Genomic DNA, 12448 nt, shown 5'->3' on the forward strand with positions numbered 1-12448 from the left:
CGTGTCAGATCAATTGTTTGGCGCGTCGTCGCACGTCGGCTTGCCACCCCGGCTTCAACAATGGTTCACGACCGACAGCCATCCAGTGGAGTGACCGCCTTGCCGAATCCTGCCGTGAGCGAAGCCGACCCGAGCTACAAGCGCGCGCTGGCGCGGGGCGACCTGGCGCGACCCTTCGATGCCCTGGTCATCGGCTCGGGTGCCGGCAGCCTGACCAGCGCCGCGTTGCTGGCGCTGGAGGGCCGGCGTGTGCTGGTGCTGGAGCGGCATGCCGTGCCGGGCGGCTGCCTGCAGGTGTTCAAGCGCCATGGCTACGAGTGGGACGTGGGCCTGCACTACATGGGCGAAGTGCAGCGCCCCAACAGCGGCCTGGCGCGGCTGTTCCACCGGGTCACCCGAGGACGTCTGGCCTGGGCGCCGATGCCCGAGGTCTACAACCGCATCGTCATTGCAGACCGCCGCTACGACTACCACGCGGGCGCCGAGGCCTTCAAGGCGCGGATGAAGGACTACTTCCCGGCCGAGGCCGCGGCCATCGACCGCTACGTGGCGCTGGTGCTGGCGGCCAACCGCGCGGCCAAGGGCTATTTCGGCGAACGTGCGCTGCCGCTCGCCATGGCAGACGCACGCCATGCCGAAGTGGCGCCGGCCTTCCGGGCCTTGTCCGACCAGACCGTGCTGCAGGTGCTGCGCGGCCTGACCGACAACGCCGAGCTGACGGCCGTGCTGTGCGGTCACTATGGGGATTATTCGTTGCCGCCCGACCAGGCCTCGTTCGCGGTGCATGCGATGGTCATTGCCCACTACCTGGATGGCGCCAGCTTTCCGGTGGGCGGCGCGGCACGCATTGCCGAGACCATGGCCGACACCGTCCGTGCCGCGGGCGGCCTGGTGCTGGTGTCGGCCGAGGTGCGGCAGCTGCTGCTGCACCGGCAGCGCGTGGTCGGCGTGGTGATGGCCGACGGCCATCGGCTGGAGGCGCCGGTGGTGATCAGCGGCATCGGCATCGCCCAGACGCTGCGCCTGCTGCCGAGCGACGGCGCAACGGGCGGCGACTCGGCCGCAGCGGCCGCACCGGCCGCATCGGCCGCTGCTGCGGCATTGCGCCAGACCGCGGATGCCATGCCGCTGTCGCAGTGCTACCTGGCGCTGAACATCGGCATCGAGGCGTCCAACGCCGAGCTCGACATGCACCCCGCCAACCTGTGGATCCACCCGTCGAACGACCTGGTGGGCAACTGGCAGCGCTACGCGGCCGCCCCGCGGGACACACCGATGCCGCTGCACTTCATCTCGCAGCCGTCGGCCAAGGACCCCAGCTGGCCCGACCGCTACCCGGGCCGCAGCACGATCGACATCTGCAGCATGACCGATTGGCGCCTGTACGAGCCCTTTGCCGGGACCGGCTGGATGAAGCGGGGTGCCGAGTACGCCGAGCTGAAGGCCCGGTTGACCGAGGAGATGCTGGCCGAGGTGTACCGCCACTACCCGCAGGTCCAGGGTCGCGTGGCCCATGCCGAACTGGCCACGCCGTTGAGCTTCAACCACTTTCTCAACCGCGATCGGGGCGACTTCATGTCCTTCGCGCAGACGCCGGCGCGCTTCGCGCAACGCTGGATGCGGGCCCATGCGCCGGTGGACGGCCTGGTCTTCAGCGGCCAGGACGTGGCCGCGGCGGGGGTCAGCGGTGCGATGGTGGGCGGCGTGATCGCGGCCTCGGCAGTGCTGGGCCGGGACCTGTTCCAGGGGCTGCGCGGATGAGCCGCGGCATCGCCTGCCTGGCCGACATCGAGGCGCTGGAAGCCGAGGCGCCCCTGGCACAGCGCCTGCCTGCGCGCACGGTCTGGGGCCTGATCGAGCGTGCTGCGGCGCGCTTCGGGTCCCGGCCTGCGATCAGCTTCCTGCCCAACGGGCTGCCCGACGACGAGGTGACCACCTGGTCGCATGCGGCCTTGCTCGGCGCCGCGCGCCAGGTGGCCAATGCGCTGCACGCGCTGGGGCTGCAGCCCGAGGACGGCGTGGGCATCCTGCTGCCCAACCTGCCGCAGACCTACTTTTCGATATTAGGCACCCAGGCGCTCGGCCATGCCTGCCCGATCAGCCCGCTGCAGGGGCCGGACCAGGTGGCGCGCATCCTCACTGCGTCGCGGTGCAGGGCGCTGATTGCGCCCGGCCCGGCACTGTCGCCCACGCTGTGGGCGCGGGCCCAGGCCGCCGTGGCCGGCGCACCCGGCGTGCGCCACCTGATCGCCCTGGGCGCGCCGGACGGCGCGGCGCCGGCGGGGTCGGTGCAGGTGCACGACTTCGACCGGCTCTGCGCCCTGCAGCCTGCCGATCGCCTGCGCTTCGAGCCGGAGAAGGACGCCGACGCGCTGGCCGCCTGCTTCCACACCGGCGGCACCACCGGTGCGCCCAAGGTGGCCCGGCACAGCCAGCGCAACCAGGTCTACGAGGCCTGGGCCTTCAGCCACCTGGCCGCGCTGAGCCAGGACGATGTGTGCCTGCTGGGCCTGCCGCTGTTCCATGTGCATGCCGTGATCCCGGCCAGCCTGTCGCCGCTGTCGGTCGGTGCCCATGTGGTGATGCTGGGCGCAGAGGGTTACCGGGGCGCCGGCGTGCTGGCCGGCTTCTGGCGCACCGTGACGCGCTTCGCGGCCACTGCCTTCAACGCCGTGCCGTCGGTCTATGCCGCCTTGCTGAATGTCGACACGCAGGGCGCGCGGCTCGACAGCCTGCGCTTCGCCATCTGCGGGTCGGCGCCGCTGCCGGTCGCGCTGTTCGAGGCATTCGAGCGGCACACGGGACTGCGCATCCTCGAGGGCTACGGCCTGACCGAGGGCACCTGCGTGTCCAGCGTCAACCCGCCCCAGGGCGAGCGGCGCATCGGATCGATCGGCCTGCGCTACCCCTACCAGGCCATGAAGACCGCCTGCCTGGACGAGCAGGGGCGCTGGCTGCGCGACTGTGCCGTGGACGAGCTGGGCGCGGTGCTGATCAGCGGACCGAACGTGTTCGCGGGCTACACCGACGACGCCCTCACCGCGGAAGCCTTTGCCGCGCCGGGCTGGCTCAACACCGGCGACCTGGGGCGCCAGGACGCGCAAGGCTACTTCTGGCTCACCGGCCGCGCCAAGGACATGATCAAGCGCAGCGGCCACAGCATCGATCCGAAGGCGGTCGAAGAGGTGCTGCATGCGCATCCGGCAGTGGCCGCCGCGGCCGTGGTGGGCCGGCCCGACCCCCAGGCGGGCGAACTGCCGGTGGCCTTCGTGTCGCTGCACCCCGGCGCCCAGGCCACGCCCGACACGCTGTTGGGCCACTGCCGCCAGAGGCTGGGCGATCCGGTTGCCCAGCCGGTGGCGCTCACCGTGCTGCCGGCATTGCCGCTCACGCCCGTCGGCAAGCTCGACAAGCTGCGGCTGCGGGCGATGGCAGGCGCCCAGGCCGACCCTGCCGCCCCCGCAAGCGTTCCTCCACACCACTCCAGCCAGGAGACTTCGATGATCCGTGTCACCGTGTCCTATGCCGGCGCCGCCGGCCAGCGTTTCGACCATGCCTACTACCAGTCGCATCACCGCGCCTTGATCCAGCGGCTGCTGGGCCAGCACGGCCTGCAGCGGGTGGAGATGGACCAGTGCCTGGCCGACGGGGCCGGCGGCCCGCCGCCCGTGGTGGCCGCTGCGCACCTGCTGTTCGACACCCTGGCGGGCTTCCAGGCGGGCATGGCGGCCCACGGCGCGGCGTTGATGCAGGACATCGCCCACTACACCGACCTGGCGCCCAATGTCCTCGTCAGCGAGACGACGCGATGAACGGCATTGCCACGCTGTCGGCCAAGCCGGCCCGCCGCTTCTGGGGCTGGGGATACCTCGACGATGGGCTCAGCGCCGCGGAACTCGGGCATGTCCAGGGGCTGTTGCGGCGATTGCCCGGTGGGCTGGGCCTGCCCGTGCCCGAGCCCCGCGAGGACGATTTCACGCTGGCGCCGCCGCGCGTGGCCGCACCGGACTCGCTGCGCGCCGTGCTGTCCTGCAGCCGCTACGACCGCCTGACGCATGCCTACGGCAAGGGCTTCGCGGACGTGGCGCGCATGTGGTTGCGCCAGGTGCCGCAGGCTCCCGATTGGGTCGCCTTCCCGCGCGACGAAGCCCAGGTCATCGACGTGCTCGACTGGGCCAGCCGCCACAACGTGGCCGTGGTGCCCTTCGGTGGCGGTACCAGCGTGGTGGGCGGGGTCGAACCGGCGGTCGGCAGCAGCTATGCGGCCACCGTGTCACTGGACATGGAGTGCTTCAGCCGCGTGCTGGAGATCGATCGCGCCAGCCGCTCGGCGCGCATCCAGGCGGGCGTGCTCGGACCCGACCTGGAAGCGCAGTTGCGGCCGCACGGGCTCACCTTGCGCCACTATCCCCAGAGCTTCCAGTTCAGCACGCTGGGCGGCTGGATCGCCACCCGCGCAGGCGGCCACTACGCCACGCAGTACACGCACATCGACGACTTCGTGCAGAGCACGCGGATGATCAGCCCTGCGGGCCTGGTCCAGACGCGGCGCCTGCCCGGCTCGGGTGCCGGGCCCGCGCCCGATCGGCTGGTGATCGGCTCCGAGGGCATGCTGGGCGTCATCACCGAGGCCTGGGTCCGCCTGCAGGACCGGCCGCGGTTTCGCGCCGCCGCATCGGTGCGCTTCGCCGACTACCGCGCGGCCGTGGCCTGCGCGCGCGCGCTGTCCCAGTCGGGATTGCAACCGAGCAATTGCCGCCTGCTGGACGCCGCCGAGGTGGCCTTCGCGGGCGTTGGCGACCGCAAGAGTCCGACGCTGGTGCTGGCGTTCGAGTCGGCCGATCATCCGCTGCAGGCCTGGATGTCGCGCGCGCTGGAACTGGTCGCCGACCATGGGGGCCGCTTCGACGCCGAGGAGGTCCAGCGCTCGATGGCGCCGGTGGCCGTCGACGCCGAGGCCGCGCACCGACAGGGCTCGGCCGGGCAATGGCGTGACGCCTTCCTGCGCATGCCCTACTGGCGCGACGAGACCACCCGGCATGCCGCCATCCTCGACACCTTCGAGAGCGCCATCACCTGGAGCGGCTTCGAAGCGTTCTACGACGGCGTGCGCGAGGACGTGGGAGAGGCCATCCGCCGCGTCACCGGCCACGCGGCAGTGGTGTCGTGCCGCTTCACCCACGTCTATCCCGATGGCCCCGCGCCCTACTTCTCGTTTGCTGCGGCCGGCAGCACCAGCGCCGACCTGGCCAGTGCGCTGGCGATGTGGCGGGACATCAAGCTCGCCTGCAACGCCGCCGTGGTGGGCCATGGCGGCACCTGCACCCACCACCACGCGGTCGGGCGCGACCATCGCAGCGGCTACGAGGTCGAGGTGCCGGCCCTGATGCGCGCGGCGCTCGCGGGCGCGAAGCAGGTCCTCGACCCGCACGGGGTGATGAACCCCGGCGTGCTGGTCGATCCGTGCCGGCGTCCGGTGGGCATCACGGGCGCCACGGCGCGCTGACGCTGGCGCTGCCGGCAATGTCTTCACGCGGGCCGCGGCTCAGGCCGGGTGGTAGACCGCCAGGTCCGGCCGGACGCCCAGCGCCTGCATGAAGGCCGCGGGCTCGAAGGCCTCGCGGGCGTAGTGCGCCTGCATGGCGGCCTTGGCGGCGGCCATGGCGTCTTCGCTCGCCCACTCGACCACCGTGACGACGGCGATCGAGTCGCCCTGCGCCGGGCCCTGCAGCACCAGGTTCTGCCGGCAGCCTTCGAACCCGCCGAGCAGGTTCTGGGTGTTCTTCAGTCGCGCCATGAACGGCGCCAGCGCGGCGCGTGGCACGTCGAAGCGGTCGATCCGGAAGGCGGGGGAAACGGGGGGAACGGCGGGTGAGGTGGTCGGCATGTCGCTTGACTCCAGCGGAAGTGCGCGGGATGCGCACGAAACGGGACGGAGTCTGAAACCTCAAGCAAGGATGAGGTCAAGTGGCTGCCAAGCGCCAAGCTCCGAACTGCTCAGGCGCCCGCCGGCATCGCCCGTGCGGCCTGTTGCAGCAGGCCACGCAGCCAGATCAGGCCCGGGTCGGTCGAGCGGTACTTGTGCCACTGCAGCGCCTGCTCCAGCGGCGGCATCGGCATCGGCATGGGCAGCAGCGTGACCGGCAGCGCCGGTGCGAGCAGCCGCGCGAGCCGCGTGTGCACGGTGGCGATCCGTTCGGTGCCGATCACCAGGTGCGGCAGCGCCGCGAAGCTGTAGGTCGTGACCTCGATGCGGCGCGACAGGCCGTAGCGCTGCGCGAACCAGCTCTCGAAGGCCGGCTGCGTGGTGCTCACCGGCACCATCACCACATGCGCGGCCTCGGCGTAGCGCTCGAAGCTCATCGGCTCGCGCGCATGGCGGCTGCCGGACCACACCACGCAGACGAAGCTGTCGTCGTAGACGATCTCGGTCGGATGCTCGGGCGAGCAGTAGGCCTTCGGGATCACCAGCAGGTCGGCCTCGCCGCGCTCGAGCGGGCGCGCCGGGTTCTGCACCTGCGGCAGCAGGTTGAAGCGCACGGTGCAGCCCATGCCGGCGGCCAGTGCCAGCGCCTGCGGCATCAGCACCGTCATCGAGTAGTCGGAGACGAAGAGCCGGAACTCGCGGTCCGAGCTCGTCGGGTCGAAGCGCGGCTGGGCCGCGACCGAGGTCTCGATGCGCAGCAGCACGTCGCGCACGGCTTCCCGCAGCAGCTCGGCGCGCGGTGTCGGCTCCATCTGCCGGCCGACCTGCACCAGCAGCTCGTCCTCGAAGTAGTCGCGCAGCCGGCCGAGCGAATTGCTCATCGCCGATTGCGACAGGTGCAGCCGCTCCGCCGCCCGCGTGATGCTGCGCTCGGTGAGCAGCGCATCGAGGGCGACGAGCAGGTTCAGGTCCAGCTTGTTGAAGCGCATGGGGCCGCGGGTTAACCCGAAAAGTATTCGCGGCATCGATGCGCCGCATGGATCCAAACCATTTTGCGCGGCACGTCCTCGTCCGTAATCTCTCGTCAACCCGATTCCCCAACACGACACGGAGACGACGAATGGCTCACGGCCATGCGGAGGGCGAACTCGTGCCTGCCACGCCGGAGGCACGGCCATGACGCTGCAGCAGCTGCGCATCTGCGTGGTCGGCGCCGGCATTGCCGGGCTGGCCTGCGCGCTGGCCGCGGCCGGGCAGGGCCATGCGGTGCAGCTGGTCGACGAGGCCGCGCTGCCGCGCCAGCTGCCCGCGTCGATCGACGTGGTGCCGGGCATGCTGCGCGACCTGGCGGCGCTGGGCGTGGCCGACGACTGCGTGCGGGCCGGCTTCGCGTACCACGGCATCGAGGTCATCGACCGCCAGGGTCGGCGCCTGTTCGAGCTGCCGACCGAACGGCTCGCGGGGCCGCGGCTGCCGGCCGCGGTCGGCATTGCCCACGGCGACCTGCATGCACTGCTGGCGCAGGCGGCGGTGCGCTGCGGCGCCGAGCTGCTGCGCGGCCAGCGTGTCGACGCGATCGAAGCCGTCGGTGACCGCGCCCGCGTGGTGCTCGGCGGCGAGCGCCGACTCGAGGCCGACATCGTGCTGCTGGCCACCGGCGCGCGCAGCCCGCTGCGCGCGGCGATCTTCCCGGCCGCACGCCCGGTGGCGCCACTGGGCCAGGCCTGGCACTACGCGCTGGTGCAGCGCCCGCCGCGGCTGGACCGTCCGCTGGTCGCGATGGGCGGCCCCGGCCACCGCGCGATCGTGCTGCCGGTGCAGCACGGCACTGCCGGCATCGCCGTCACCGAGCCAACCCCGCTGCAGGGTGAGTTGCCGGCGCCGACGCAGTTGCGCCGCGCGCTGCAGGCCTTTGCGCCGCCGGTGGCGGCCCTCGCGGCGCACCTGCGCGACGACACGCCGGTGGCCACGCGCCCGGTGCTCTCCGGCGTGCTGGACAGCCCCTGGCACAGCGGCCCGGTGCTGGCGGTCGGCGATGGCGCGCATGCCTTGCCGCCGCACTTCGGCCAGGCCGCGGCGCAGTCGGTCGAAGACGCGCGCGTGCTGGCCGACCTGCTGGCCACCGCCACCGAGCGCGACGCGCTGTTCCGCGCCTTCGAGCAACGCCGCAGCGCGCGCGCCCGGCAGGTGCACGAGATGGCCAGCACCGCGGCGCACTGGGACCTGCGACCCGACGGCACCGCGGACCTCGGCCAGCTGATGCAGCGGCTGATGCGCACGCTGGCGCAGCCGGCCTGAGCACCACCTTCCAAGAGATACCCACAGGAGACGAGAGATGCGAAGAGACAAGCTGCCGCGGCTGAGCGCGGTTGCCGGCGCGGCGCTGCTGGCCAGCGGCGCGCAGGCCTTCGAGGTCGACACCGGCAATGCCGACTGGTCGGTCCGCTGGGACAACAGCGTGCGCCTGAGCGCCAAGCTGCGCACCGAGTCCGCCGACCCGGCGCTGAAGGATTCGTTCCGCCAGGTGCCCACCGGCGCGCCGGCACCGGCACCGGCCAGCTTCGCGTTTCCGCAGGCGCTGAACTTCAACGCCGGCGACCAGAACTTCCAGAACAAGGGCCTGGTGTCGGCGCGCGTCGACCTGCTGTCGGAGTTCGACGCCGTGTGGCGCCGCGACTTCGGTGTGCGCCTCAGCGCGGCCGCCTGGTACGACGACCGGCTGCACCGCAAGACGAAGGCCGACAACGATCCGACCCTCGGCCAGGCGCCGTTCGATGCCTTTCCCGAGACCACGAAGAAGATCGCCGGCGACAAGGCCGAGCTGCTCGATGCCTTCGTCTTCGGCGGCTGGCGCCTCGACAACGGCATGAAGCTCACCGCGCGCCTGGGCCGCCATGCGCTGCAGTACGGCGAGAGCCTGTTCTTCGGCGACAACGGCATCGCCCGCGCGCAGGGCCCGGTCGACATCGACAAGCTGCTCGCCGCGCCGAACGCGCAGTTCAAGGAAATCATCCGGCCGGTGCCGCAGCTGTCGGCGCAGCTGCAGCTGACGCCCGAGCTCTCGCTCGGCGGCTATGTGCAGTTCCGCTGGGAAGAAGACCGGCTGGCCCCGGCCGGCAGCTACTTCTCCACCGCCAACGTGCCCTGGGGATCGCAGCAGCCGGAGTTCGTCAGCATCCCGGCCGGCACGCCGATCTCGGGCAACTACGTGCTGGCGCCGGGCGCGGACCAGAAGCCGAAGAACGGCGGCCAGTTCGGCCTGCAGCTGAAGTGGCGCGTCGGCGAGACCGACATGGGCGCGTATGTCGCGCGTTATCACGACAAGTCAGGCCAACTCTACGGCAACCTGAACCCGGCCGCGCCGCCCAGCCCCTTCGGCACGCTGCCGGGCAGCTGGTTCTACACGTTTCCCGAGAACATCAAGACGGTGGGCGTGAGCGCCTCGCATTCCCTCGGCGACTTCAACGTCGCCGGCGAAGCCTCGGTGCGCGACGGCATGCCGCTGCGCAGCACCAACATGATCTACCCCGGCGGCTTCGGCGCGCCGCAGCCGCAGGCCGCGCTCGGCCGCACCGCGCACCTGAACCTGTCGACGCTGGCCACCTTCGGGCCGAGCTTCATTGCGCGCGAGTCGAGTCTGGTCGCCGAGATCGCCTGGAACCGCGTGCTGTCCAAGGACGACCCGAACGGCGAGCTCGACAAGGCCGCCACGCGCGACGCCACCGCGCTGCAGCTGATCTTCACGCCCAGCTACCGGCAGGCGCTGCCGGGGCTGGACCTGAGCGTGCCGATCGGCCTGCGCTACATGCTGGCCGGCTATTCGTCGGTCACGGGCGCCGGCTGGGGCGCGGCGAAGACCGGCAGCGCGAACCTGGGCCTCGAGGGCAGCTACCTCGGCGTGTGGCAGTTCTCGCTGAACTTCACGCACTACATCGGCAAGGCGGTGCCTTTTGTCGACTACTCGCCCATCCTCGCCGGCGGGTCACCGAGCTTCGGCCGCGGCAATCCGCTGGCCGACCGCGACCACGTCGCGCTCTCGCTGCGCCGCACGTTCTGAACCAGGAGACCACGACCATGATTTTCCGCATCACGCTGCTGGCCGCACTGGCGGCCGCTGGCTGGCCGGCGCATTCGGCCGTTAGCACCGACGAGGCCGCCAAGCTGCGCTCCGAGCTCACGCCCTTCGGCGCCGAGAAGGCCGGCAACAAGGACGGCACGATCCCCGCGTGGACCGGTGGCTTCACCAAGCCCATCGCCGGCGACACGCCCGGCGGCCGCCGCGGGGACCCGTTCAAGGCCGACAAGCCGCTGTACTCGATCAACGCGAAGAACCTGGACCAGCACGCCGCCCAGCTCACCGAAGGGCAGAAGGCGATGCTGAAGAAGTACCCCGACAGCTACCGCATCGACGTCTACCCGACGCAGCGCACCGCCGCCGCGCCGGCCTGGGTCTACGAGAACACCTTCAAAAACGCGACGCGGGCCAAGCTGCACGGCGACGTGGTCGAAGGCGCCTACGGCGGCATTCCGTTCCCGATCCCGAAGACCGGCGCCGAGGTGATGTGGAACCACATGCTGCGCTGGCGCGGAACCTCTTGGGAGTTCAACGTCAACCAGTACCAGCTCACCGCCGACGGCAAGGCCGTGCTGACCACCGACGGCCGCGCCGAGCAGCAGATGCCGTACTACTTCCAAGACGGCAGCGCCGAGAGCTTCGCGAAGAGCAACGACTTCTGGCTGATCCGGCTGATCAACGCGGGTCCGCCGATCCGCGCCGGCGAGGCGATCGTCGGCCGCGAGAACCTCGACGGCAGCAAGAGCCAGGGCTGGGTCTACCTGACCGGCCAGCGCCGCGTGCGCAAGCTGCCCAACCCCTGCTGCGACACGCCGACCCCGGCGGCCGCCGGCGTGATGAGCTTCGACGAGATCGAGGTGTGGAGCGGCCGGCTCGACCGCTTCGACTGGAAGCTGCTGGGCAAGCAGGAGATGCTCATTCCCTACAACGCCAACCGCTTCCTGCAGCCGAAGACCGACGCCGAGGTCCTGTCGAAGAACCACTTCAACCCCGACCACATGCGCTGGGAACTGCACCGCGTGTGGGTGGTGGAAGCCACGCTGCGCGCCGGCCAGCGCCACCAGGCGCCGAAGAGCCGCTACTACTGCGACGAGGACACCTGGATCTGCGTGCTGGGCGACCGCTGGGACGCCAACGGCCAGCTGTGGAAGACGCTGTGGGCGCAGACCTTCGTCGCGCCGGACCTGCCGGGCACGCCGATCGCGAGCTTCGGCTTCAACGACCTGGTGTCGGGGCAGGCCTTCGTCGGCAACCTCTACAACGCGAAGGCCTCGCAGTACCCGGTCAAGCCGCGCTTCCCCGACAGCGTGTTCTCGCCGGACGCGCTGGCCGGCGAAGGCGTGCGCTGAGCGCGTGGCGATGCGAAGGAGCGCCTGGGTGACCCCCTCACGCCACCGCGCGGCCCGCACGATCGGGCCCGCCGCACTGCTGCTGCTCGGCACGCTGCAGGCCTTGGCCGCACCGGCCGGCGATGCGCTGGACCGGCCCGCGGTCGCGGTGCGACAGGTCGAGCGCGCGGTGCTGATCGGCGCGGCGCAGGCCGGCCCGCGCCTCGTCGCCGTCGGCGAGCGCGGGCTGGTCGCGCTGTCCGACGACGGCCTGCACTGGACCCAGGCGCCCACGCCGGTGAGCGTGACCCTGACCGCGGTGCGCTTTGCCGATGCCACGCATGGCGTTGCCGTCGGCCACGGCGGCACGGTGCTCGCCACCAGCGACGGCGGCCGCAGCTGGACGCGCAAGCTCGACGGCCGGCGCCTGGCGCAGATCGCGCTCGAGACCGCGCGTGCGGCCAACGATGCGCGGGCACTGAAGGAGGCCGAGCGCCTGGTGGCCGAGGGCGCCGACAAGCCGCTGCTCGACTTGCTGATGCTCGATGCGCAGCGCTGGATCGTCGTCGGCGCCTATGGCTTCGCCTTCGCCACCGACGACGGCGGTGCGCACTGGGCCTCGTGGATGCCGCGGCTGGACAACCCGAAGGGCCTGCACCTGTACACGCTGCGCCGCCAGGGCGACACGCTGCTGATGGCCGGCGAGCAGGGCCTGGTGCTGCTGTCGCAGGACGGTGGCCGCAGCTTCCGCCGCGTCGAGACCCCGTACAAGGGCAGCATCTTCAGCGCCGAGTTCACCGCCGCGAACGAGATCGTGCTGGCCGGCCTGCGCGGCCAGGCCTGGCGCTCGGCCGACGGCGGCGCGAGCTGGGCGGCGCTGGCCTCGCCGATGCCGGTCTCGATCACCGCGACGGCGCTGGCCGCCGACGGCGCGCTGCTGGCCGCCAACCAGGCCGGCTTCGTGATGGCGCTGCGCGGCGACCGCTTCGTGCCGCTGAACCGCGCGCCGCTGCCACCGCTGAACGGCCTGCTGCCGCGCGCCGGCGCGCCTTTGCTCGCGCTGGGCGTGCAAGGGGTGGCGGCGCTGGACCTTTCTGCCGGAACGCCGAAGTGATTGCC

Annotated in this window: 9 protein-coding genes; 7 read left to right on the plus strand and 2 right to left on the minus strand. The window is 71.6% G+C overall.

What is annotated here, in order from left to right:
* Positions 1 to 114: 114 nt before the first annotated feature.
* From ACILR4_RS07175 to ACILR4_RS07185, 3 genes are read left to right on the plus strand one after another with little or no spacing between them, the layout of a single operon-like run.
* Complete coding sequence (locus ACILR4_RS07175) at positions 115 to 1761, plus strand: phytoene desaturase family protein (RefSeq protein ID WP_395700156.1); 1647 nt, start codon at positions 115 to 117, stop codon at positions 1759 to 1761.
* Positions 1758 to 3812, plus strand: a complete 2055-nt coding sequence (locus ACILR4_RS07180) for an acyl-CoA synthetase (RefSeq protein WP_395700157.1) — start codon at positions 1758 to 1760, stop codon at positions 3810 to 3812. The genes ACILR4_RS07175 and ACILR4_RS07180 overlap by 4 nt, the downstream gene beginning before the upstream one ends.
* Complete coding sequence (locus ACILR4_RS07185) at positions 3809 to 5506, plus strand: FAD-binding oxidoreductase (protein WP_395700158.1); 1698 nt, start codon at positions 3809 to 3811, stop codon at positions 5504 to 5506. Before ACILR4_RS07180 ends, ACILR4_RS07185 begins: the two co-directional genes overlap by 4 nt.
* Before the next feature lie 39 nt (positions 5507 to 5545).
* Here the strand turns inward: ACILR4_RS07185 and ACILR4_RS07190 are convergent, their stop codons facing one another.
* Together ACILR4_RS07190 and ACILR4_RS07195 are read right to left on the minus strand one after the other, a co-directional pair.
* Positions 5546 to 5887 carry an antibiotic biosynthesis monooxygenase gene (locus ACILR4_RS07190; RefSeq protein WP_395700159.1) on the minus strand — a complete coding sequence of 114 codons (342 nt, stop codon included), beginning with the start codon at positions 5885 to 5887 and terminating at the stop codon, positions 5546 to 5548.
* A 110-nt stretch (positions 5888 to 5997) separates the two neighbouring features.
* Positions 5998 to 6915, minus strand: a complete 918-nt coding sequence (locus ACILR4_RS07195) for a LysR family transcriptional regulator (RefSeq protein WP_395700160.1) — start codon at positions 6913 to 6915, stop codon at positions 5998 to 6000.
* Between the two features lie 187 nt (positions 6916 to 7102).
* On the opposite strand from ACILR4_RS07195, the gene ACILR4_RS07200 reads away from it, so the two are divergent.
* The 4 genes from ACILR4_RS07200 to ACILR4_RS07215 are packed head-to-tail and all read left to right on the plus strand — an operon-like array spanning position 7103 to position 12443.
* Positions 7103 to 8224, plus strand: a complete 1122-nt coding sequence (locus ACILR4_RS07200; RefSeq protein ID WP_395700161.1) for an FAD-dependent oxidoreductase — start codon at positions 7103 to 7105, stop codon at positions 8222 to 8224.
* A gap of 37 nt (positions 8225 to 8261) precedes the next feature.
* On the plus strand, positions 8262 to 9983 hold the full coding sequence (locus tag ACILR4_RS07205) for a DUF1302 domain-containing protein (protein WP_395700162.1): 1722 nt from the start codon (positions 8262 to 8264) through the stop codon (positions 9981 to 9983).
* A gap of 17 nt (positions 9984 to 10000) precedes the next feature.
* Positions 10001 to 11350, plus strand: coding sequence for a DUF1329 domain-containing protein (locus ACILR4_RS07210; protein WP_395700163.1), 1350 nt, complete (start codon positions 10001 to 10003; stop codon positions 11348 to 11350).
* Between the two features lie 28 nt (positions 11351 to 11378).
* Positions 11379 to 12443 carry a WD40/YVTN/BNR-like repeat-containing protein gene (locus ACILR4_RS07215; RefSeq protein WP_395700164.1) on the plus strand — a complete coding sequence of 355 codons (1065 nt, stop codon included), beginning with the start codon at positions 11379 to 11381 and terminating at the stop codon, positions 12441 to 12443.
* Positions 12444 to 12448 lie beyond the last annotated feature (5 nt).

It is taken from the genome of Aquabacterium sp., assembly GCF_044226965.1.
Taxonomy (GTDB): domain Bacteria; phylum Pseudomonadota; class Gammaproteobacteria; order Burkholderiales; family Burkholderiaceae_C; genus Pseudaquabacterium.